This is a genomic window from Marinovum sp., from assembly GCF_034669705.1.
Lineage (GTDB): Bacteria > Pseudomonadota > Alphaproteobacteria > Rhodobacterales > Rhodobacteraceae > Marinovum.
In genome coordinates this window covers 63,515-84,511 of sequence record NZ_JAXMOR010000015.1, presented here as the reverse complement: position 1 = coordinate 84,511, position 20,997 = coordinate 63,515, and the positions used below count along the sequence as shown (strand labels likewise).

Sequence of the window (20,997 nt, the reverse complement as noted above, 5' to 3'; positions counted from 1 at the left end):
CCGGGTCAAGCCCGGGAGGGCGGCGCGCATGGTGACCGCGCCCCGGCCCCCGAGCCGGGGCCTCTGGGTTGCGGGTGATGAGGTCCCGGATCAGGTCCGCGACGGAGATCCGGGGAACTGCGTCTCGGGCATCGCGTCACGGTCTCTGCGTCGTGAATCAAGAGCTCCCGGGTCAAGCCCGGGACGGGGGAGCGCTCCCTGACCGCGCCCCGGCCGCCGAGCCGGGGCCTCTGCCTCAACCGCAGGGATCAGTCGAGGAACGGCGTCAGTCGAAGGTGCCGGCCACCCGGCCCAGCAGCATGAAGGCGCGGGAGGTGCGGGTGTTGGAAAAAGCCGCCACCTCGGCATCCGAGGCGCGTTCGGAAAAGCTCTGAAACGCGCGGTCATAGACCCGCAGGAAATGATGCGCCGCGTCGCGGAAGATCGGGTCCTGCTTCATCCGGCCGGCCGAAAGCGCCAGCGACGAGCGGTCGCGCACTCCGCCGAGACCGGCGATGGCGCGGCCCCGTGCACCTTCGGCAAAGCGCCGCCAGACGTCGGGCTTGGCCATGTCGGGACGCAGGTCGTCCATGTAGATGCCGTCCTGGCTCAGCAGGGTCAGCACGTCCTGCGCCGCCTGCACCAGCTGCGCGGTGGGCCGGTGCTTGAGCGCCCGGCGCAGGGCGGAAAAGCCCTCGCGGTCCTCGGCGGTCTCGGGGAAGTTCAGCGCGCGGATGAAATCATCGTTCGACAACTCCGGCGTCAGGGCCTCGGCCGGGGTGCCGAGCGCCAGTGCCGGCTGGTCGTCGACCTGGGCCTGCGGCGGTGCCATCGGCGGCTTGCCGGACGGCTGGGCCGGGCGGTGGCTGCCGATCTCTCGGGTCGAGGAGAACATCGCCAGCGTTGCCTCTGCCTTGCGCTGGGCCGCCGCGATCTCGTCGAGCTTGCGACCGACCGAGGTGGCCGAGGCGCCGCCCTGGCTCTGGCTGACATAGGCGTGGCGCAGGGCGTCGATCGCGGTCTGCAGCCGCACCGCCTCGTCGCGCATCACCTTGGAGGCGCGCGCGGCAGTGGCGGCGACCCAGATCATCCCCACCGGCATGAAGACCGCCAGCATGGTCATCAGAAAGCGCAGCCCGTCTTCGCCGTCCGTGCTGGGCTCGAGCACCACGAAGAACACCGCCGCCCCGAGCAGCCAGATCAGTGACAGCGCCACCGCGACCACCTCGACCCCGCTGACCTGCGGGCCGCGGCTGCGGTCGTAGATGCCCAAGGGCGTGGGCGCCGAGGGCGCGAGCCTCGCGCCGGCCTCGGGGGTCTGTGTCTCGGATGTCGCGTCGGGCATGGCCGGGCTCTTCATGATGGGGCGCGCAAGGGGAGAGTTCTCGGGGCGCGCGCCGTCAGATATAGGCGATCTTGAGGATTTCGTAATCCTTTGTCCCGCCGGGTGTGCGCACTTCGACGCTGTCGCCCTCTTCCTTGCCGATCAGGGCGCGGGCAATCGGCGATTTCATGTTCAGCAGGCCCTTTTCCACATTGGCCTCATGCTCGCCGACGATCTGCCAGGTCTTTTCCTCGTCGGTCTCTTCATCGACGACGGTGACCGTAGCGCCGAACTTGACCGATCCCGAGAGCTTGGTCGGATCGATCACCTCGGTCAGGCTGAGCACGCCTTCGAGTTCCTTGATCCGGCCCTCGATGAATCCCTGCTTTTCCCGCGCCGAATGGTACTCGGCGTTCTCCTTCAAATCCCCCAGTTCACGCGCCTCGGCAATCGCCTGGATCACCGCGGGGCGCTCGATGGATTTGAGCGTCTTCAATTCTGTCTCGAGCGCGGCATGGCCGGCGCGCGTCATAGGTATCTTTTCCATTGGCCTTACCAGAAAGGGCCGCCAGCCCTGTGCGGGGCGGCGGCGAATTCATCACAGCTCGTTTCAGCGACATTGCCCCGAGCATCGGACCGGATGCAAGGGTGATTTGCCCGCATGGGCAAAGCCCCGCGTGATTCGCCGCCGCGGCAGAGCTTGGGCGCTAACATCAGGAAATTGCGCCTCGCGGGCCGAAATTGTTCGATTATGACGCAGCGCCGGACGTTGACCGGAGGGCATTTTCCGGGCAGGACTCTGCGGATCATGATGCAGGTGCAGCACAGGCCAGGGGGATGAGATGAGCGACGTGACGCGCGAAGCGATGGAATACGATGTGGTGATCGTGGGCGCGGGCCCCGCCGGGCTCTCGGCCGCGATCCGGCTCAAGCAGCTCGACGCCGATCTCGAGGTGGTGGTGCTGGAGAAGGGCTCAGAGGTGGGTGCGCATATCCTCTCGGGCGCGGTGCTCGACCCCTGCGGTCTGGATGCGCTGATCCCCGACTGGAAGGACAAGGGCGCGCCGCTCACCGTGCCGGTCAAGGACGACAATTTCTACATGCTGGGTGAGGCCGGCAAGGTGCGGGTGCCGAACTGGCCGATGCCCAAGCTGATGTCGAACCACGGCAATTACATCGTCTCGATGGGCAACGTCTGCCGCTGGATGGCCGAGCAGGCCGAGGCGCTCGGCGTCGAGATCTTCCCCGGCATGGCCTGCTCCGAGCTGGTCTATGGCGCGGATGGCGAGGTCAAGGGCGTGGTCGCCGGCGAGTTCGGCCGCAACCCCGATGGCAGCGAGGGCCCCAGCTACGAGCCCGGCATGGAACTGCACGGCAAATACGTTTTCCTCGGCGAGGGGGTGCGCGGCCATCTGTCGAAGGAGGTGATTGCCAAATTCGACCTCTCCGCAGGAAAGGAACCGCAGAAATTCGGCCTCGGCATGAAGGAGATCTGGGAGATCGACCCGGCCAAGCACCGCGAGGGCTCGGTCACCCACACCATGGGCTGGCCGCTGAATGCCAACGCCGGCGGCGGGTCGTTCATCTATCACCTCGACAACAACCAGGTCTACGTCGGTTTCGTGGTGCACCTGGGCTACAAGAACCCGCATGTCTTCCCCTACATGGAATTCCAGCGGTTCAAGCATCACCCGATGGTGGCCGAGTTGCTCGAGGGCGGCAAGCGCGTGGCTTACGGCGCGCGGGCGATCACCGAGGGCGGCTGGCAGTCGATGCCCAAGATGGTGGCGCCGGGCGTGGCGCTCCTGGGCTGTTCGGTGGGCATGGTCAACGTGCCGCGGATCAAGGGCAACCACAACGCCATGCTTTCGGGCAAGGCGGCGGCCGAGGCGGCCTTTGCGGCGATCAAGGCGGGGCGCGCCTCCGACGAACTGTCGGACTACGAGACCGAGGTCCGCGAGGGCGCGATCGGCCAGGACCTCAAAAAGGTGCGCAACGTCAAGCCGATGTGGTCGAAATGGGGGCTCACCGCTTCGCTGGCCTTTGGCGGGCTCGACATGTGGACCAATTCGCTGTTCAACGCCTCTTTGTTCGGCACCATGGCGCATGGTACGTCCGATGCTCTGGCGACCGAGCCGGCGGCCAAGCACAAGGCGATCGACTACCCCAAGCCCGACGGCAAGCTGAGCTTTGACCGGCTGACCAACGTGGCGTTCTCCTTCACCAACCACGAGGAGAGCCAGCCCTGCCACCTGCGGCTGATCGACCCCTCGGTGCCGATCGACGTCAACCTGCCGAAATACGCCGAACCGGCGCAGCGCTATTGCCCGGCCGGGGTCTATGAGGTGGTCGAGAAGGGAGGCAAGCCGGAGTTCGTGATCAACTTCCAGAACTGCGTGCATTGCAAGACCTGCGACATCAAGGACCCGTCGCAGAACATCAAATGGGTGACCCCGCAGGGCGGCGACGGGCCGAACTATCCGAACATGTGAGATAGGCGCCTGAGCCCGGTCGACGCTTTGCGGAAGCCGGGCCAGCGGCTGCCCGCGGGGTGCCGCTGCAACGGTCATGTATTCCACTTCATGCCGGCAAAGTCCGTACGACCTTTGATCGGAGCGCTTGGCTCAGCCAAAGCGGCAGCCCGTCGCGCCGGAGGCGCGCCAATACTTTGTGGCGCACCTTTGGTGCGACGGGGCGGGCAGCCGCTGGCCCGGCGGCCTTCGGCCTTGTTCCGGGCCCGTTGCGATGGGATCCGTGCCTGCCTACCGAGGCGCCGCCGCCCGCCGCAGCCGGTCGTTGATCGCCCGGCCCAGCCCGACCTCCGGGATCGGCGCCACCGCGATCACCCGCGCCCCCTGCCCGTCAAGCGCATGCAGCGCGCCGAACAGCCGCGCCGCCGCCTCGTGCAGATCACCGTTGGCCGACAGGGTGCACGCCCCGCCCACAGGCCCGAAGCCCAGCAAGACCTCGCCCTCCCGCGCTTCGGTGGCATTCATCCGCAACCCCGCCTGCGGCGCGTAATGCGACAGCAGCTGGCCGGGCGCATTGGGCGCCTCGGCCGAGCCGCCCTCGGCCAGCCTCTCGCCCAATAGCGCCTCGAGCGCCTCTACCGGCAGCCCGCCGGGCCGCAGCAGCACCGGCGCGGGCGCGAGGCCAAGGATCGTCGATTCCACCCCGACCTCGCAAGCCCCGCCGATCAGCACCGCCTCGATCGCCCCGTCCAGACCGGCCAGCACGTGTTCGGGCACGGTCGGGCTGATCCGCCCCGAGGGGTTGGCTGAGGGCGCCGCCAGCGGCCCGTCGACGGCGCGCAGCAGCTCCTGCGCCAGCGGATGTGCCGGCACCCGCACCGCCAGGGTGGACAATCCGGCAGTCACCAAAGGCGAAATTCCGGCCCCGTCGCGCAGCGGCAGCACCAGCGTCAAAGGTCCCGGCCAGAAGGCCTGCGCCACCCTGTCAGCCGTGTCGTCCCAGATCACGTAGCGCTGCGCCATCGCGATATCCGCCACATGGGCGATCAGCGGATTGAAGCTCGGCCGGCCCTTGGCGGAATAGATCCCCGCCACCGCCGTGCCGTTGCAGGCATCGGCGCCAAGGCCATAGACCGTCTCCGTGGGAAAGGCGACGCGCCCGCCGGCGCGCAGCAGCGCCGCCGCCCGCGCCACCCCGCCCGAGGCCGGGTCAAGCCGTTCTGTCTGGATTTGGCTCATGGATCGTGACGCCGCGTTCTGGTTGCCGCTCAAGTGGCCGAGCGTATAGCTGTTGACCAACCGAAAGCAAAGCCTTTGCAAGGGGGTATTCCCATGGCCTATTCCGCCCCGCTGAATGATTACGACGTGATCTTTCGCCATGTCGTGCCACTGGCCCCCGTCACCGCGACCGAGCGGTTCTCGGAAGCCACCGGCGACATGGCGCAGGCGGTGCTCTCGGAAGCCGCCAAGCTCTGCGAGGAGAAGCTCTCGCAGTATCAACGCAATGGCGATCTGCACCCGGCACGGCTGGAAAACGGCGTGGTGCGCACCTCGCCGGGCTTTGCCGAGGGTCACAAGGCCATCGGCGACGGCGGCTGGATCGGCATGTCGGCCAGCCCCGAGCATGGCGGCATGGGCCTGCCGATGATGCTGACTACGGCGGTCAACGACATGCTGTCTGGCGCCTGCCTGTCGCTGCAACTGGCGCCGCTGATGAGCCAGGGCCAGATCGAGGCGCTGGAAAACCACGCCTCCGACGACCTGAAGGCGCTCTATATCCCCAAGCTGATCTCGGGCGAATGGACCGGCACGATGAACCTGACCGAGCCGCAGGCCGGATCGGACGTCGGCGCGCTCAGGACCAAGGCCGAGCCGAACGGCGATGGCACCTACGCGGTCTCTGGGCAGAAGATCTACATCTCCTGGGGCGACAATGACTTCGCCGGCAACGTCTGCCATCTGGTGCTGGCCCGGCTGCCGGACGGCAAACCCGGCACCAAGGGCATCTCGCTCTTCCTGGTGCCGAAGTTCCTGCCCGACGACGCGGGCAACCCGGGCACGGCCAACAGCCTGCGGGTGGTCTCGCTCGAGCACAAGATGGGGCTGCATGGCTCGCCCACGGCGGTGATGGAATATGATGGCGCCACCGGCTGGCTGGTGGGCGAGGCGCATGACGGCATGCGCGCCATGTTCACCATGATGAACAACGCCCGGCTCGGCGTCGGCGTGCAGGGGCTGGGCCAGGCCGAGGCGGCGACCCAGGCGGCGCTGGCCTATGCGCTCGACCGCAAGCAGGGTCGGACCCCGGTCGACGGCGGCAGCGGCACGATCATCGACCACGCCGACGTGCGTCGCATGCTGGCCGAGATGCGCGCCGATACATTTGTCGCCCGCGCCATCGCGGTGGCCTGCGCCCAGGCGATCGACATGGGCCAGGCCACCGGCGATCCGGCCTGGACCGCGCGCGCCGCGCTGCTGACGCCGATCGCCAAGGCCTTTGGCACCGAGACCGGCATGCGCGTCGCCGAGACCGGCGTGCAGGTGCATGGCGGCATGGGATTCATCGAGGAGACCGGCGCGGCGCAATTCTACCGCGACGTCCGCGTGACGGCGATCTACGAGGGCACCAACGGCATTCAGGCGATGGACCTTGTGGGCCGCAAGATGATGGACGGCGGCGAGGCGATGAATGCGCTGCTCGACGAGGTCGAGGCCCATGCCGAAGGCCTGCGCGCCACCCTGCCCGACCTGGCCGAACCGGTCTGGCAGGCCTCGGAAACCCTGCGCGAGACCGTCGAGGCGCTGGTGGCCAAGAGCGACCTGAACGAACGTTTCGCCGGCGCGGTGCCCTTCCTGATGGGCTTTGCCCGGGTGCTGGGCGGGCATTTCCACCTCAGGGCAGCCGAGGCCGAGGGTGCCGACAGCGCCCGTGGCCGGTTGGCGCGGTTCTACATCGAGCGGCTCCTGCCGGAACACGCCAGCCTGCTCGAGCAATCGCGCGCCGGCGCGGCCTCGCTCTATGCGCTGCGCCCCGAAGACCTGGCCTCCTGATGATGGACGGCGGGACCTCCGGCATCCGGTATCCTTGGCCAGAGCCGCCTGCCGAGGGCGCCGCCACCGAGGTGGCCCCCGGTGTGCTGTGGATGCGGCTGCCGCTGCCGATGGCGCTGGATCACGTCAATGTCTATGCGCTGGATGACGGCGACGGCTGGACGGTGATCGACGCCGGCATGGCCTCGAATCGCAGCCGCGCGATCTGGCAGACCCTGCTGGACGGGCCTTTGGCAGGCAAGCCGCTGCGCCGGATCGTCTTGACCCATCACCACCCCGATCACGTCGGGCTTGCCGGCTGGTTCAAGGCCGAGCATGGCGCCGAGCTCTGGGCCACCCGCACCGCCTGGCTGATGGCGCGGATGCTGACGCTGGACGAGCAGCACAGCCCCACCACCGAGACCCTGGAGTTCTGGCGCGCCTGTGGCATGGCGCCGGAGATCCTTGCCCGGCGCAGCGCCGACCGGCCGTTCAACTTCGCCGACGTGGTGGCGCCGCTGCCGCTCGGGTTTCGCCGGCTGGCCGAGGGCCAGGAGGTCAGCATGGGCGGCCGCCGCTGGGCGGTGCGCATCGGCAATGGCCATGCCCCGGCGCATGCCACCTTCTGGAGCCTTGACGACAACCTGGTGATTGCCGGCGACCAGATCCTGCCGTCGATCTCGTCGAACATCGGCGTCTATGCCACCGAGCCCGAAGCCGATCCGGTGGCCGACTGGCTGGAAAGCTGCGAGCGGTTCCTGCCGCTGGCGCGCGAGGATCACCTGGTGCTGGGCGGCCACAAGCTGCCCTTCACCGGGCTGCCGCTGCGGCTGCACCAGCTGATCGACAACCACCACGGCGCGCTCAAGCGCCTCTTGACCTGTCTCGAGACGCCGAAGACCGCCTGCGAGTGCTTCGCGCCGCTGTTCAAGCGCCGGATTGGCGAGAGCGAATACGGTCTGGCGATGGTCGAGGCGATGGCGCATTGCCTGCACCTCTGGCACGCGGGCCGCGCGACGCGGGAGATCCGCGCCGACGGCGCTTGGGTCTGGCACAGCGTGGCGCAGTAGTCGCGGCGTCGCTGCAAGAGGTCGCGATTGGGCGTGGATGGATCACCCCGCGCCCCGGACACCACCGCGCGCCCCGGGCCCGCTCCGGGGCCTCATGGTCGCCGCAAGAGGTCCCGGGTCGAGCCCGGCACGGCGTTGTTGGCTCGCGCCTGCGCCCCGCACACCCCCCGCGCGCCCCGGACTTGATCCGGGGCCTCCCGGTTTGAAGGCGAGGTCCGCGCTCACCCCCGGCACGGCATTGTTGGCTCTCGCCCCCGTCCCGCCCACTCACACGCGCCCCGGACTTGATCCGGGGCCTCTCGGCTTCCAAACGAGGTCACGGCTCACCCCTGTGACGGCGAGGTGGGATCGCTCCCGCGGCTCACCCTTCCAGAGCCCCGGACCTGCTCCGCGGCCTCAGGATCGCCGCAAGCAGCCCCGACCCACCCCCGTGATCACTGGGCCAGCACACGCCTCACGCATGCCCCGCGGTCGCCGAGAGCGCCAGCGCATCCACGCCAAGCACACCCAGCGCCGCCTCCCATTTTTCCGCATCCGGCCGATCAAAGATCAGCGCTGCATCGGCCTCGCAGGTCAGCCAGCCGTTCTGCCCCAGCTCCATCTCGAGTTGGCCCGGCCCCCAGCCGGCATAGCCCAGCGCCACCAGCCGGCGGCGCGGGCCGCGGCCGGCGCCGATCTCCTCGAGGATGTCCATCGTCGCCGTCATCGACACCGCCGCGTCGACCTTGAGCGTCGCCACCGGCGATTCGTAGTCCGGCGTGTGCAGCACAAAGCCCCGCCCCTGCTCCACTGGCCCGCCGAAATGCATCGGCGCGCGGCGGAAATCATCGGTCACCGGCACCTCGAGCTGCTCGAGCAGCTCACCGAGGCCGAGGTCGGCCACCGGCTTGTTGAGGATCAGCCCCATCGCCCCCTCGGGCGAATGGGCGCAGAGATAGACCACGGAATGGGCGAACCGCGGATCCAGCATCCCCGGCATCGCGATCAGCAACTGGCCGGTCAGTCCGCTGTCATCTGCTGTGGTCATGGGCTCGGTCATCGCCTCTGTGCTCCCCTTGCTGCCTTGCGGTCAAAGATGGGCCGTGGGGCCACATGACGCAAGGCTCGCCACAACGTGAGTTGGATTTCACCCGCCTTTCCCGCATCTGATATCGCATGATGCGACATCTCCTGACCTTTCTGGCGCTTGTTCTCGGCCTCGCCGGGCCCGCCCTCGCCCAGAGCCCCGTGGCCGACCTGACCCGGTCCGACATAACCCGCGGCGAGGTCGCCCGTGCGGCGTTGATCCCCGGCTGGCGGCAGGCGGACGGCAGCCATGTGGCCGGTCTGCTGATCGATCTGGCGCCGGGATGGAAGACCTATTGGCGCAGCCCCGGCGATGCCGGCATCCCGCCGCGCTTCGACTGGGCCGGCAGCCGCAATGTCGCCGGGCTGCGCACCCTGTGGCCGACGCCCAAGGCGATGGACCAGAACGGCATGACCTCGATCGGCTATCCCGGCGACGTGGTGATCCCGCTGGTGATCCGCCCCGACAGCGCCGGCAGACCGATCACCCTGACGGGCCGGATGGAGCTTGGCGTCTGCAAGGAGGTCTGCGTGCCGGCCGAGGTGCGGTTTTCCGCCAGCCTGACCCCCGGCGGCGCCCGCGATCCGCGGCTGGTGGCGGCGCTGGTCGACCGGCCACTGACCACGCGCGAAGCACGGGTCGGCCGGGTGACCTGCCGGATTGCGCCGATCAAGGGCGGCGTCGCGCTTACTGCCGACATCGCCATGCCGAGCGCCGGTGGGCGCGAATACGTGGTGGTCGAGACCGCCAACCCGGCGATCTGGGTGGCCGAGGCCCAAACCCGGCGCACCGGCCCGGTGCTGACCGCGCGCACCGAGATGCAGCACGTCGAGGGCGCGCCCTTCGCGCTCGACCGCGCCGGCCTGCGGTTCACCGTGCTGGGCAGCAGCCACGCCGTCGACATCCGTGGCTGCGTGGCCGGCTAGGCCAGCGCCCGGCGCAGCTCCGGCGGCAGGCGCAGCACCTGGCCCTCGGACCCCAGCACCACCACCGTCACCAGCGCCTCGAACAGCAGCGCCGCGCCGCGCAGCACCTGCTGGCGCAGAACCATGCGCGCGCCGCCGATCCGCTCGGGCGTGGTCAGCACCATCAGGTCATCGCCGTAATGCGCCGGGCTCAGGTAGTCGCATTCGATCCGCCTGACGACAAAGACCTGCCCCGAGGCCTCCCGCATCGCCCGCTGGTCGATGCCCAGCGCGGCCACCCATTCGCTGCGGCCGCGTTCGATGAACTTGAGGAAATTGGCGTGATAGACGATCCCCGCCATATCGGTGTCCTCGTAATAGACCCGGCAGTCGAAACGGTGCATCGCAAATCCCCTGTTGCCCGCTCCCGTCAAACCACCCCGCGGCCTCTCGCGCAAGCCGCGGGGGCCAATTCCCCAATGGCCCCGCGCCGATGCCGCAACGCCGGTTGATTGGCGGGGGATTGTCAGAGCTTGTCTCGACTGGTCAGCCCACCCGACCCGGCGGCTGATCTGCGAAATGCGCCACTCGGTCTTCGGCGGGTCCGGCTGGCACCGGGCGACCTCGACCGACAACGAGAGACTGTCTGACGCGCCGAAACCCGACCGGCGGCGATCCTGCCTCGGAATCCCGGCCCATCAGACCGGCCGGGCGCGCGTCGACCGGAAGGCCTGCGCGACAGCGGACCGGGCCCTGAGGTCTAGCCGGGCAGATTTACCCGGGCGGACAGCCGCAGCGCATGGGATGGGTCTTCAGCAACCGCCGGCATCACCGGATCATAGGCCGCCCGGATCACCGCGCCGATCTCGGGGCGCAGCACCGTCCGGCCGCCGGCGATGGCCAGCGGCGAGACCTCGGCAAAAGCCTGCTCGGACCACAGCAGCATCACCTGCACCACCTGCCCCAGCGCCAGATCCTCGGCCGGTATCGCCGCCAGCGTCTTGTCCATCCGCAAAAAGACGAAGGCGGCCTTGATCGCGCCCTGCGCATCGAAGCGGAAGGCCCGGTACTGGGTGGCGCCGGCCTGCTTCAGCCGCGCCACCAGCGGCGCCAGATCCGGCACCAGCTTGTCGAGATCGGGCACTTCGGTCAGCTCGTCCCAGTCGCGGAAGAAGAAGAACATGCAGTTCGAACCCAGCTCCGGGTCGGTCTCGGCCATGTGGTGACCGGCCATGGCAACCACCGCCTCCATCGCGCCCTTGATCACCGGCAGGGTCTCTTCGGTGACGCCAAAGACGATGGGCGCGATCGGCCGGCCCCAGCGGGCAAACAGGTAGCGCCCGTCGGCGCGGGAGAACAGCGGGGTAATGTCGTCTGGCGTCAGCATGGCGCCGTCCTTAGCACCGGGCGGCGGCGGGATAAACCGGGCTCTGCACGGCTCTGTGCATTCCTGCAGAGACGGTTGCGCGGCGGATGGTCTCGCCTTTGTGCGCGACCGGGCGTAAGGCACTATCATGTTGCGCCTGTTCCCTCTGTCCGATGCCGATGACCTGCCTGTCTGGCAGCGGCCGGTGGTGCTGCTCTTCGTGATGGCGGCGGCAATGCCTGTGGCCTTTGCCACCTGGTCGGCGCTGCTCAACAACTTCGTCATCGAGGTGGCGGGTTTTGACGGCAAGGATATCGGCTGGCTGCACACGGTACGCGAGATCCCCGGGCTTCTGGCGGTGGGCGTGATCGCGCTGCTGCTGCTGATGCACGAACAGGTGCTGGGGGTGGTGTCGCTGCTGCTTCTGGGGGTGGCGACGGCGCTGACCGCGTATTTCCCCTCGATGGGCGGCATCCTGACGATCACCATGCTGTCGTCGATCGGCTTTCACTACTACGAGACGGTGAACCAGTCGCTGCAGCTGCAATGGCTCACCAAGGCCGAGGCGCCGCGGGTTCTCGGCCTGCTGCTGGCGGCCGGCTCGGCGGCGACGTTGCTGGCCTATGGTGCCATCGTGCTCACCTGGGAGGCGCTGGGCCTGTCCTACGCCGATGTCTACCTGATCGCCGGCGGCATCACCGCCCTGCTGGCGGTGCTGGCGATGCTGGCCTATCCGCGGTTCGAGGCGCGCGAGCCACAGATCAAGACGCTGGTGTTGCGGCGGCGCTACTGGCTCTATTATCTGCTGCAGTTCCTGTCCGGCGCGCGACGACAGATCTTCGTGGTCTTCGCCGGCTTCATGATGGTTGAACGCTTCGGCTTTGCGGTGCATGAGGTCACCGCGCTGTTCCTGATCAATCTGGTGGCCAACATGATCTTTGCGCCGCTGATGGGCCGCGCGGTGGGGCGGTTCGGCGAACGGGCGACGCTGCTGTTCGAATACGCCGGGCTGATCGCGGTGTTTCTGGCCTATGGCGGCATCTACCACTTCGGCTGGGGCGTGCTGCTGGCGGCCGCACTCTATGTCATCGACCACCTGTTCTTTGCCCTGGCGCTGGCGCTCAAGACCTACTTCCAGAAGATCGCCGACCCGCGCGACATTGCCCCCACTGCCGCCTTGGCCTTCACCATCAACCATATCGCGGCGGTGTTCCTGCCGGCGGCGCTGGGCTATCTCTGGCTGGTCTCGCCCGGCGCGGTCTTTGTGGCGGCGGCCGGGATCGCCTTGGCGTCGTTCCTGCTGGCCCTGCTGATCCCGCGCCATCCGGCGCCGGGTCACGAGACGATCTTCGCCAGCCCACTGGCCACCGCACCGGCCGAATGAGAGATCGCCTCGTCCCGGACCTGATCCGGGACCTCCCCCGCCAGTCAAGAAGCCCCGGCGCGGCGGCCGTGGCACGCGACCCGCTGGACGGAGCGACGGACACCCGCACCGGCCCAGTAGAGCATCACCCGTCCCGGACCTGATCCGGGACCTCTCCTGCCAGCCAAGAGGCCCCGGCGCGGCGGCCGGGGCGCGCGACGCGGCAGACAAGACGCGGCTGGCCTTGGCGGCCGCTTCGGGCTAGAGACCGGAAACCCCATGTCACGAGGCCCCAAATGCCCACTTTCACCGCCTTCACCACCCTCACCGGAAAAGACCAGGCCCATGCCCTTGGCGAGGCGATGGAGCGGCTGGAGCCCGAGCCCACTGGCATCGGCGTCTTCGAGATGGAAGACGGCTCGGGCCTGTGGGAAATCGGTGGCTATTTCACCGAAGCGCCCGATGCCGCGGCGCTGGCGCTGCTCACCGCGGCCTTCGGCGCCAGAGAATTTGTCGTTTCGGAACTGCCGGAGACCGATTGGGTCGCCAAGGTCCGCCGTGACCTCGCACCGGTCGAGGCCGGGCGCTTCTTTGTTTATGGCAGCCATGACGCCGACAAGGTGCCCGAAGATGCCGAGCCGCTGCTGATCGAGGCCGCCATGGCCTTTGGCACCGGCCATCATGGCACCACCCTGGGCTGCCTGCGGGCGCTCGACCGGCTGGCCAACGAGGGCTTCGAGGGGCAGCGCGTGGCCGACATCGGCTGCGGAACCGCGGTGCTGGCGATGGCGGCTGCGCGGATCTGGCCGCAGACGGTGCTTGCCTCCGACATCGACCAGGTGGCGGTCGACGTGGCCCTGGCGAATGTCCGTGCCAACGGGCTCGAAGGCCGTGTCACCTGCCTCGAGGCCACCGGCTTCGATCACCCCGAGATCGCCGACCGCGCGCCGTTTGATCTGGTGTTCGCCAATATCCTGATGGGACCGCTGATCGCGCTGGCGCCCGACATGGCGCGGCATCTCGGGACGCAGGGCTATGCCATCCTCTCGGGCATTCTCAACGAACAGGCCGACGAGGTGATTGCAGTTTATGCCGAAAATGGTATCAATCTGGTGCAACGCGAAGAGATTGTTGAATGGACGACCCTGACCCTTCGCAAAGCGGGCTGATTTGCAGGGTATTTTCGATCAAACCAGCGATTTCGCCTCAAATTTGCCTTATTTGCATCGCATAAAAGACGCTGTGTCTGGTGGGGGCCAGATAAATAGAGGCTGTCATGTCGGAAACATTGTTTCATTTCGACAAACGTGTGAATCGCATTGCCAAGAAGAATCGCAAAATGGCGCGCGGGCACGTTAATTTCATTGATCGTACAGGGCTGGTCCGTCAACGCCCGCGCCGCAGCCTGTCGGCTGTGCCACTGCGCGGCCTTCTGGTCATCGGGCTGGGTTTCGTAGGCTTCAAGGGGCTGCTGATCGCCCATCAGGGGCCGGTACAATATGAAGAAAAGCTGGCGCTGCTGGCCGAAGGCTCGATTTTCGAGCAGGGCGCAGCCTGGGCGATGCAGATCGAACCCGCCTCGCAGACGCTGGCCCGTTTTCTGTCACCGCTGCTCTGAGCGTCAGACCGCGGTGACCGGGCCATCCCCGGTCCGTGACGGTCCGCTTGCCAAGTTTGGTTAACCAGTGCCCCGATCCGGCGTGCCGCAGGCCTTTCGGATCGGCTTCGGGCGGCTCACCCCACGCACCCAGACACATGAGCCGCATTTTCGGACTTACCCGCCCTCTTTAACGAGTAAAGGCCGCGACTTCATCTGAAGGCGCGGCCCGAAACCGGTTGCATGCAGGTACTCTCAGCGCGCGCCGTCGCGCGCCACACGGTCGATATCGGCGCGGGTCAGGCCAATGTCGTCGAGCTCGGCTGCGGTCAGTTTCGACAGCATCGTCCGGGTCTGGCGGGCGTCGTTCCATTCCTGCACGGCCGAGATCATGGCAATGATGACGCGACCGATGCGTTCGGCAACGCCGGCAATGGCGATATGGGCGTGGCTCTGTTCGGATACTGCCATTGTTTTCGCTCCTGGGCTAAAGCGCCATGGCGGCGCGTGTTTTCATTCTGCGCAATTAATGGGCAAAATCGGCCCCCGCAAGCGACGTGATTGCAATCCCCATATGCGTTTTCCGCATGGCTTGCCGTCCCGACAAGACTCTGAAACAAATCAATAAATTACGGTTTTCGATGTCGCTTTCGGCCATTTGCATGTCGCTTCCGGGTGGTGCGGATGCGCCACCGACGGACCTACCGATGCGCCAGGGTCACGGGACGGAGCCTTGCGCCGGGGCTGCCGGATAAGATTGGCCTTTGTTCCCGGTTCGTGCTAGCGAGGCAAAAAAGCAACAAACGGGGCAGTCATGCGGGTTCTGGGCATCGATCCGGGTTTGCGCAACCTGGGCTGGGGCGTGATCGACGTCACCGGCAACAAGCTGTCGCATGTGGGCAACGGCGTCTGCCACTCGGAGGGCCGCGATCTCGCCTGCCGGCTGGTGTCGCTGCACGACCAGCTCTCGGCGGTGCTGGCGCGGTTTGCCCCGACCACGGCGGCGGTGGAACAGACCTTCGTCAACAAGGATGCGGTGGCGACGCTGAAACTGGGCCAGGCCCGCGGCATCGCGCTCTTGGTGCCGGCGCAGGCCGGGCTCGCGGTCGGCGAATACGCCCCCAACGCGGTCAAGAAATGCGTGGTCGGCGTCGGACACGCGGACAAGAAACAGGTGGCCCACATGGTCAGGATGCAATTGCCCGGCGTGGTGCTGGCCGGCCCGGACGCAGCCGACGCGCTGGCCATCGCCATCACCCATGCGCTCTATTTCCGCTCGCCGGCGCTGCGCGAGGTGGCCCGATGATCGGCAAGCTCTCGGGTCGGATCGATTACCGCGGCGAGGATCACGTGCTGCTCGACGTGCGCGGCGTGGGCTACGTAGTCTATTGCTCAGAACGCACCCTGGCCACCCTGCCCGGCCCCGGCGAGGCGGTGGCGCTCTACACCGACATGGTGGTGCGCGAGGACCTGCTGCAGCTCTACGGCTTCCCCTCTCTGGTCGAGAAGGAGTGGCACCGGCTGCTGCTCACCGTGCAGGGTGTCGGCGCCAAGGCGGCGCTGGCGATCCAGGGCGCGCTGGGGCCCGAAGGCGTCAGCCGGGCGATCGCATTGGGCGACGTGACGGCAATCAAGGCGGCCAAGGGGATCGGTCCCAAGACCGCGCAGCGGGTGGTGCATGAGCTGAAAGACAAGGCGCCGGCGGTGATGGCCATGGGCGGCGCCCAGGCGGCCGAACTCGGCGATGTCGAGGAAGCGGTGATCGCACCGGCGCGCCCGGCGAAACCGGCAAAAGCCGCGCCCCGGGCCTCCAACGCCCAGGCCGAGGCGCTTTCGGCGCTGAGCAACCTCGGCTACGGTCCCGGCGAGGCGGCGGGCGCGGTGGCGCAGGCGGCAGGCGAGGACCCCGAGGCCGAGACCCCGGCGCTGATCCGCGCGGCGCTGAAGCTTCTGGCACCGAAAGGATGAGCGGCGCGAGGAAAGCCCGCACGGGCTTGAGGAGCCTCTGAGATGAGCGAACCGGACCCCACCCTGCGCCCCGAAGAGCGCCCAGAGGATTACGACCGCGCCCTGCGGCCGCAGCAGCTTGGTGATTTCATCGGCCAGGCCGAGGCGCGCGCCAACCTGCGGGTCTTCATCCAGTCCGCGCGGCAGCGCGGCGAGGCGATGGACCACACGCTGTTTCACGGCCCCCCCGGCCTTGGCAAGACGACGCTGGCGCAGATCATGGCGCGCGAGCTCGGCGTCAATTTCCGCATGACCTCCGGTCCCGTTCTGGCCAAGGCCGGCGATCTGGCGGCGATCCTGACCAACTTGGAAAACCGCGACGTGCTCTTTATCGACGAGATCCACCGGCTCAATCCGGCGGTCGAGGAGGTGCTCTACCCGGCGCTCGAGGATTTCGAGCTCGATCTGGTGATCGGCGAAGGCCCGGCGGCGCGCACCGTGCGGATCGAGCTGCAACCCTTCACGCTGGTCGGCGCCACCACCCGCCTCGGCCTGCTCACCACGCCGCTGCGCGACCGCTTCGGCATCCCGACACGGCTGAATTTCTACACCATCGACGAGCTGCACGAGATTGTCAGCCGCAACGCGATCAAGCTCGGCGTGCCGGCCGATGACGCCGGCGCGCGCGAGATTGCGCGTCGCGCCCGCGGCACGCCGCGGATTGCCGGCCGGCTGCTGCGCCGGGTGGTGGATTTCGCCGTGGTCGACGGCGATGGACACATCACCCGCGAACTGGCCGATGGCGCGCTGACCCGGCTGGGCGTCGACAACCTTGGCCTCGACGGCGCCGACCGGCGCTATCTCACGCTGATTGCCGAGAATTACGCCGGTGGCCCGGTGGGGATCGAAACGCTCTCGGCCGCGCTCAGCGAAAGCCGCGATGCGCTGGAAGAGGTGATCGAGCCCTACCTTCTGCAACAGGGCCTGATCCAGCGCACCCCGCGCGGCCGGATGCTGGCGCAGAAGGCCTGGACCCACCTCGGCCTGCCCGCCCCGCGCCCGCCGGGACAGACCGACCTGTTCGGCTGATCGCCGCGCGCTACCATCCACGCGTTGACTGTTGCGGTGGCTTCGGCATTCTGCGCCAACGCCGCGGCGCTCGACCGCTTGACCCATGACAGGAGACCGACCCGTGACCGACGATCTTCACAGCGCCCGCAGCGATTTCCCGCCCGGCTTCCTCTTCGGAGCCGCCACTGCCGCCTACCAGATCGAAGGCGCCAGTTTTGGCAGTGCCGGCCCGAGCCATTGGGACAGCTTTGCGGCTACTCCCGGCAATGTGGTCGGCGGCGATGACGGCTCGATCGCCTGCGAACATTACCACCGCTGGCCGGAGGATCTCGACCTGATGCAGGCGGCGGGCTTTGACGCCTACCGCTTCTCCACCTCCTGGGCGCGGGTGATGCCCGACGGCACCGGTACGCCCAACCCCGAAGGACTGGATTTCTACGACCGGCTGGTCGACGGTGTGCTCGAGCGCGGCATGAAGCCATATCTCACGCTTTATCACTGGGACCTGCCCGCGGTTCTGGCAATGAAGGGCGGCTGGACCAATCGCGACATCGCCGGCTGGTTTTCGAACTATGCCGAGGTGGTCTATGACCGCATCGGCGACCGCGTCGCCGCCACCGCCACCATCAACGAGCCCTGGTGCGTCGCCTGGCTGTCGCATTTCGTCGGCGTCCATGCGCCCGGCCTGCGCGACATCCGCGCCGCCGCCCATGCCATGCACCACGTGCTGCTGGCCCATGGCACCGCGATGCAGGCGTTGCGCGCCAAGGGCGCGAAGGATCTCGGCATCGTGCTCAACTTCGAGACCGCCAGCCCCGCAACCGACACGCCCGCAGACATCGCCGCCGCCGGCCGCGCCGATGCGATCTTCAACCGCTGGTTCATCGAGGCGATGACCGGCCAGGGCTATCCGCAAGAGGTGCTCGACGGCATCGGCCCGCATATGCCCGCAGGCTGGCAGGACGACTTGGACACCATCGCCCAGCCGCTCGACTGGCTTGGGGTCAACTACTACACCCGCGCGCTCTATGCCGATGCGCCCGACATGCCCTGGCCCGCCTGTCGCGCGATCGAAGGCACGCTGCCGAAAACCGCCATGGGCTGGGAAATCCGCCCCGAAGGGCTGCGCGAGTTTCTCGTCCGGATGGGGCAAGGCCCGGCCCGCGGTCTGCCGATCTACGTCACCGAGAACGGCATGGCAGGCGATGACATCCTCGAAGGCGGCGCGCTCCATGACCCGGTGCGCATGGGCTTTATCGACGGCCACCTTGCCGCCGCCCGCGAGGCCATCGCCGAGGGCGTCGACCTGCGCGGCTTCTTCTACTGGTCGCTCTTGGACAACTACGAATGGGCCTTCGGCTATGCCAAGCGCTTCGGCATCGTCCACGTCGATTACGACACGCAAAAGCGCACGCCAAAGGCCTCCTACCACGCGCTGTCCCGCGCGCTGGCGCGCTAGCTGACGGCCCGCGCGTCAGAAAAAGCTCTGCGGATCGATATCCACCGCCAGCCGCAGCGAGCCGCGCAGCGGGAACTGGCCGATCCATTCGGCCAGCGCCCCCTGCAGCGCCACCCCCTTGTCGGCCTTGACCAACAGCCGGACCCGGTGGCGCCCGCGCACCCGGGCAATCGGCGCGGGCGCCGGGCCAAAGACCTGCGCGCCCACCCGCCGCAGCGCTGCGTCATTGCGCGCCAGCGCGGTGCCGAGATCATAGGCCGGCTGCGCCTCCTCGGCGGAAATGATGATTCCCGCCAACCGGCCGTAGGGCGGCACCCCCGCGGCGCGGCGCTCGTCGGCCTCGGCCTGCCAGAAGCTCTCCTCGTCGCCGGCGATGATCGCCCGGATCACCGGATGCTCGGGCTGGTGGGTCTGGATCAGCGCCCGGCCCGGCTTTTCCGCCCGCCCGGCCCGCCCGGCCACCTGCCGCACCAGCTGAAAGGTCCGCTCGGCGGCGCGCAGGTCAGAGCCATGCAACCCGAGGTCGGCATCGATCACGCCCACCAGCGTCAAGAGTGGAAAGTTGTGCCCCTTGGCCACCAGCTGGGTGCCGATGATGATATCGGCCCCGCCGCCGGCAATCTCCTCGATCTGCGCCTTCAGCGCCCGGGCCGAGCCGTACATGTCAGACGAGAGCGTCGCCACCCGCGCCTGCGGAAACAGCGCCACCGCCTCCTCGGTCAGCCGCTCGACCCCAGGCCCGACGGCGGCCAGCCGGTCTTCGGCCTCGCAGGAGGGGCAGGCCCCGGGCACCGCCGTGCTCTCGCCGCACTGATGGCAGACCAGCCGCTTGAGAAACCGGTGCTCGACCATCCGCGCGTCGCATTGCGGGCATTCGATCTGGTGACCGCAGGCGCGGCAGAGCGTGATCGGCGCATAACCACGCCGGTTGATGAAGAGAAGCGACTGCTCGCCCCGCTCGAGCCGCGCCTCAACCGCCTTCTGCAACGTCGGCGACACCCAGCGATCTGACGGCAGGCTCTCGGCCCGCATGTCGATCGCCCGCATCTCCGGCAGCACCGCCTCGCCGAACCGCGAGGTCAGCTCGATCCGCGTGTATTTGCCGGCCTGCGCATTGGCCCAGCTCTCCAGCGAGGGTGTGGCCGAGGCCAGCACCACCTGTGCCTCCTCCAGCGAGGCGCGCAGCACCGCCATGTCGCGCGCATTGTAGAGCACCCCGTCGCCCTGCTTGTAGGAGGTGTCATGCTCCTCATCGACGACGATCAGCCCGAGGTCGCGGAACGGCAGGAACAACGAGGACCGCGCGCCCACCACCATCTGCGCGCCGCCCTCGCCGACCATCTTCCAGCAGCGCCGCCGCTCGGTCTGGGTGATGCCCGAGTGCCATTCCGCCGGCTTGGCGCCAAACCGCGCCTCGACCCGGGTGAGGAACTCCTGGGTCAGCGCGATTTCGGGCAAGAGCACCAGCGCCTGTCGGCCGCGCCGCAGGCACTCGGCGACCGCCTCGAGATAGACCTCGGTCTTGCCCGACCCGGTGACCCCGCGCAAAAGCGTCGTCGAATAGCCCTGCGCCGCGCCGTCCTGCAGATGCGCCACCGCCCCCGCCTGGTCATCGGTCAGCGCCTTGCCCGGCAGGGCGGGATCGAGCGGCAGGTAGGGCGTGTCGCGCGGCGCCTCCTCCTCGAACACCACGCCCTGCGCCGCCAGCCCCTTGACCACAGAGGTCGAGACCCCGGCCATCTCGGCCAGCTCCTTGAGGGTGAAACTCAGCCCGCCATAGTCCTCGAGCACCTCGAGCACCGCCCGCCGCGCCTTGGTGTCGCGATCGGGCAGCCCCTCGCCGCGGCGATAGACCTTGCGGCTGCCCGGCGGTGCGCCCAGGCCCGGCGCCCGGGTTGCCAGCCGCAGCATCGCCGGCAGCGGCGTCAGCGTGTAGGCGCCGGCGCGGGTCAGAAAGGCGCGCATGCCGTCGCGCATCGGCGCCGCATCGAGCACCCGCAAGACCGGCCGCAGCTTGGCGCGGTCAAACCCGCCCTCGCCCTCGCCCCAGACCACCCCCAGCATCCGCCGCGGTCCCAGCGGCACCTCGACAAAGGCGCCGAGGTGACAGCCGCCCTCCGGCGCGAGGTAATCCAGCACGCCGGCCAGATCGCCCATCGCCTGGGTCAGCAGCACCCCGATCCGGTCGCCTTCGTCGAAATAGCTGCGGCTCATCCGGCCCTGCCCCTCACGCCTGTCATCTCAGCCGAGAGGTATGCCACCCACCCCCGATTGCCAAGCCGGTCCCCCGCGGCGCGGGCGCGTCCCGCCCTTCTTCCGGCCCCAAATATACCCGGGGAGCTTGAGGGG

Annotated in this window: 19 protein-coding genes; 11 read left to right on the top strand and 8 right to left on the bottom strand. The window is 68.3% G+C overall.

Annotation, left to right across the window (positions count from 1 at the left end; all coding sequences use genetic code 11):
- Positions 1–265: 265 nt before the first annotated feature.
- Both VOI27_RS12335 and greA read right to left on the bottom strand, forming a co-directional pair.
- Positions 266–1,324: a hypothetical protein gene (locus VOI27_RS12335; protein WP_323765650.1), complete on the bottom strand. Its 1,059-nt coding sequence runs from the start codon at positions 1,322–1,324 to the stop codon at positions 266–268.
- 55 nt (positions 1,325–1,379) lie between these two features.
- Positions 1,380–1,850, bottom strand: a complete 471-nt coding sequence (greA, locus tag VOI27_RS12330; RefSeq protein ID WP_323765649.1) for a transcription elongation factor GreA — start codon at positions 1,848–1,850, stop codon at positions 1,380–1,382.
- A 295-nt stretch (positions 1,851–2,145) separates the two neighbouring features.
- On the opposite strand from greA, the gene VOI27_RS12325 reads away from it, so the two are divergent.
- Positions 2,146–3,795: an electron transfer flavoprotein-ubiquinone oxidoreductase gene (locus VOI27_RS12325; protein WP_323765648.1), complete on the top strand. Its 1,650-nt coding sequence runs from the start codon at positions 2,146–2,148 to the stop codon at positions 3,793–3,795.
- A 270-nt stretch (positions 3,796–4,065) separates the two neighbouring features.
- Here the strand turns inward: VOI27_RS12325 and VOI27_RS12320 are convergent, their stop codons facing one another.
- Positions 4,066–5,013 carry an L-threonylcarbamoyladenylate synthase gene (locus VOI27_RS12320; protein ID WP_323765647.1) on the bottom strand — a complete coding sequence of 316 codons (948 nt, stop codon included), beginning with the start codon at positions 5,011–5,013 and terminating at the stop codon, positions 4,066–4,068.
- A 93-nt stretch (positions 5,014–5,106) separates the two neighbouring features.
- Here VOI27_RS12320 and VOI27_RS12315 point away from each other — a divergent pair, with 93 nt between their 5' ends.
- Both VOI27_RS12315 and VOI27_RS12310 read left to right on the top strand, forming a co-directional pair.
- Positions 5,107–6,825, top strand: coding sequence for an acyl-CoA dehydrogenase (locus VOI27_RS12315; protein WP_323765646.1), 1,719 nt, complete (start codon positions 5,107–5,109; stop codon positions 6,823–6,825).
- A gap of 2 nt (positions 6,826–6,827) precedes the next feature.
- The gene (locus tag VOI27_RS12310; RefSeq protein ID WP_416374676.1) at positions 6,828–7,874 is read left to right on the top strand and encodes an MBL fold metallo-hydrolase; all 1,047 of its coding nucleotides are present in this window, start codon (positions 6,828–6,830) and stop codon (positions 7,872–7,874) included.
- Between the two features lie 454 nt (positions 7,875–8,328).
- Here the strand turns inward: VOI27_RS12310 and VOI27_RS12305 are convergent, their stop codons facing one another.
- Positions 8,329–8,901, bottom strand: coding sequence for a YqgE/AlgH family protein (locus VOI27_RS12305; protein ID WP_323765644.1), 573 nt, complete (start codon positions 8,899–8,901; stop codon positions 8,329–8,331).
- Positions 8,902–9,029: 128 nt separating this feature from the next.
- On the opposite strand from VOI27_RS12305, the gene VOI27_RS12300 reads away from it, so the two are divergent.
- Positions 9,030–9,866 (top strand): protein-disulfide reductase DsbD domain-containing protein, encoded by an 837-nt coding sequence (locus VOI27_RS12300; RefSeq protein ID WP_323765643.1) that lies wholly within the window; start codon positions 9,030–9,032, stop codon positions 9,864–9,866.
- Here the strand turns inward: VOI27_RS12300 and ybgC are convergent.
- Together ybgC and VOI27_RS12290 are read right to left on the bottom strand one after the other, a co-directional pair.
- Complete coding sequence (ybgC, locus tag VOI27_RS12295) at positions 9,863–10,249, bottom strand: tol-pal system-associated acyl-CoA thioesterase (protein WP_323765642.1); 387 nt, start codon at positions 10,247–10,249, stop codon at positions 9,863–9,865. The two genes, VOI27_RS12300 and ybgC, sit on opposite strands and share 4 nt — an antisense overlap.
- A gap of 356 nt (positions 10,250–10,605) precedes the next feature.
- Positions 10,606–11,232: a hypothetical protein gene (locus VOI27_RS12290; protein WP_416374675.1), complete on the bottom strand. Its 627-nt coding sequence runs from the start codon at positions 11,230–11,232 to the stop codon at positions 10,606–10,608.
- A gap of 127 nt (positions 11,233–11,359) precedes the next feature.
- On the opposite strand from VOI27_RS12290, the gene VOI27_RS12285 reads away from it, so the two are divergent.
- The 3 genes from VOI27_RS12285 to VOI27_RS12275 all read left to right on the top strand — a co-directional run bounded on the left by VOI27_RS12285 (position 11,360) and on the right by VOI27_RS12275 (position 14,192).
- The gene (locus tag VOI27_RS12285) at positions 11,360–12,595 is read left to right on the top strand and encodes an MFS transporter (RefSeq protein WP_323765641.1); all 1,236 of its coding nucleotides are present in this window, start codon (positions 11,360–11,362) and stop codon (positions 12,593–12,595) included.
- Positions 12,596–12,870: 275 nt separating this feature from the next.
- On the top strand, positions 12,871–13,743 hold the full coding sequence (locus VOI27_RS12280; protein ID WP_323765640.1) for a 50S ribosomal protein L11 methyltransferase: 873 nt from the start codon (positions 12,871–12,873) through the stop codon (positions 13,741–13,743).
- A gap of 107 nt (positions 13,744–13,850) precedes the next feature.
- Complete coding sequence (locus tag VOI27_RS12275) at positions 13,851–14,192, top strand: hypothetical protein (protein ID WP_323765639.1); 342 nt, start codon at positions 13,851–13,853, stop codon at positions 14,190–14,192.
- A gap of 234 nt (positions 14,193–14,426) precedes the next feature.
- Here the strand turns inward: VOI27_RS12275 and VOI27_RS12270 are convergent, their stop codons facing one another.
- A complete protein-coding gene (locus tag VOI27_RS12270) occupies positions 14,427–14,642 on the bottom strand; it encodes a DUF1127 domain-containing protein (RefSeq protein WP_323765638.1) in 216 nt (71 codons plus the stop codon).
- A gap of 343 nt (positions 14,643–14,985) precedes the next feature.
- Between VOI27_RS12270 and ruvC the strand changes: the two genes are divergently transcribed.
- The 4 genes from ruvC (at position 14,986) to VOI27_RS12250 (ending at position 18,648) form a co-directional block, all read left to right on the top strand.
- Positions 14,986–15,477, top strand: a complete 492-nt coding sequence (gene ruvC, locus VOI27_RS12265; RefSeq protein ID WP_323765637.1) for a crossover junction endodeoxyribonuclease RuvC — start codon at positions 14,986–14,988, stop codon at positions 15,475–15,477.
- A complete protein-coding gene (gene ruvA / locus VOI27_RS12260; RefSeq protein ID WP_323765636.1) occupies positions 15,474–16,139 on the top strand; it encodes a Holliday junction branch migration protein RuvA in 666 nt (221 codons plus the stop codon). Before ruvC ends, ruvA begins: the two co-directional genes overlap by 4 nt.
- A gap of 42 nt (positions 16,140–16,181) precedes the next feature.
- A complete protein-coding gene (gene ruvB / locus VOI27_RS12255) occupies positions 16,182–17,207 on the top strand; it encodes a Holliday junction branch migration DNA helicase RuvB (RefSeq protein WP_323765635.1) in 1,026 nt (341 codons plus the stop codon).
- An 85-nt stretch (positions 17,208–17,292) separates the two neighbouring features.
- Positions 17,293–18,648, top strand: coding sequence for a GH1 family beta-glucosidase (locus VOI27_RS12250; RefSeq protein ID WP_416374674.1), 1,356 nt, complete (start codon positions 17,293–17,295; stop codon positions 18,646–18,648).
- A gap of 15 nt (positions 18,649–18,663) precedes the next feature.
- Here the strand turns inward: VOI27_RS12250 and VOI27_RS12245 are convergent, their stop codons facing one another.
- Positions 18,664–20,862, bottom strand: coding sequence for a primosomal protein N' (locus VOI27_RS12245; RefSeq protein WP_323765633.1), 2,199 nt, complete (start codon positions 20,860–20,862; stop codon positions 18,664–18,666).
- Positions 20,863–20,997: the final 135 nt, after the last annotated feature.

Excerpts from the sequence above, each read along its gene's own strand:
- VOI27_RS12300 (WP_323765643.1), top strand. The coding sequence starts at position 9,030 with ATGATGCGACATCTCCTGACCTTTCTGGCGCTTGTTCTCGGCCTCGCC.
- VOI27_RS12305 (WP_323765644.1), bottom strand. The coding sequence starts at position 8,901 with ATGACCACAGCAGATGACAGCGGACTGACCGGCCAGTTGCTGATCGCG.
- VOI27_RS12335 (WP_323765650.1), bottom strand. The coding sequence starts at position 1,324 with ATGCCCGACGCGACATCCGAGACACAGACCCCCGAGGCCGGCGCGAGG.
- VOI27_RS12250 (WP_416374674.1), top strand. The coding sequence starts at position 17,293 with ATGACAGGAGACCGACCCGTGACCGACGATCTTCACAGCGCCCGCAGC.
- ybgC (WP_323765642.1), bottom strand. The coding sequence starts at position 10,249 with ATGCACCGTTTCGACTGCCGGGTCTATTACGAGGACACCGATATGGCG.
- VOI27_RS12315 (WP_323765646.1), top strand. The coding sequence starts at position 5,107 with ATGGCCTATTCCGCCCCGCTGAATGATTACGACGTGATCTTTCGCCAT.
- VOI27_RS12285 (WP_323765641.1), top strand. The coding sequence starts at position 11,360 with ATGTTGCGCCTGTTCCCTCTGTCCGATGCCGATGACCTGCCTGTCTGG.
- VOI27_RS12290 (WP_416374675.1), bottom strand. The coding sequence starts at position 11,232 with ATGCTGACGCCAGACGACATTACCCCGCTGTTCTCCCGCGCCGACGGG.
- VOI27_RS12275 (WP_323765639.1), top strand. The coding sequence starts at position 13,851 with ATGTCGGAAACATTGTTTCATTTCGACAAACGTGTGAATCGCATTGCC.
- VOI27_RS12245 (WP_323765633.1), bottom strand. The coding sequence starts at position 20,862 with ATGAGCCGCAGCTATTTCGACGAAGGCGACCGGATCGGGGTGCTGCTG.
- greA (WP_323765649.1), bottom strand. The coding sequence starts at position 1,850 with ATGGAAAAGATACCTATGACGCGCGCCGGCCATGCCGCGCTCGAGACA.
- ruvA (WP_323765636.1), top strand. The coding sequence starts at position 15,474 with ATGATCGGCAAGCTCTCGGGTCGGATCGATTACCGCGGCGAGGATCAC.
- VOI27_RS12270 (WP_323765638.1), bottom strand. The coding sequence starts at position 14,642 with ATGGCAGTATCCGAACAGAGCCACGCCCATATCGCCATTGCCGGCGTT.
- VOI27_RS12320 (WP_323765647.1), bottom strand. The coding sequence starts at position 5,013 with ATGAGCCAAATCCAGACAGAACGGCTTGACCCGGCCTCGGGCGGGGTG.
- VOI27_RS12280 (WP_323765640.1), top strand. The coding sequence starts at position 12,871 with ATGCCCACTTTCACCGCCTTCACCACCCTCACCGGAAAAGACCAGGCC.
- VOI27_RS12310 (WP_416374676.1), top strand. The coding sequence starts at position 6,828 with ATGGACGGCGGGACCTCCGGCATCCGGTATCCTTGGCCAGAGCCGCCT.
- ruvB (WP_323765635.1), top strand. The coding sequence starts at position 16,182 with ATGAGCGAACCGGACCCCACCCTGCGCCCCGAAGAGCGCCCAGAGGAT.
- VOI27_RS12325 (WP_323765648.1), top strand. The coding sequence starts at position 2,146 with ATGAGCGACGTGACGCGCGAAGCGATGGAATACGATGTGGTGATCGTG.
- ruvC (WP_323765637.1), top strand. The coding sequence starts at position 14,986 with ATGCGGGTTCTGGGCATCGATCCGGGTTTGCGCAACCTGGGCTGGGGC.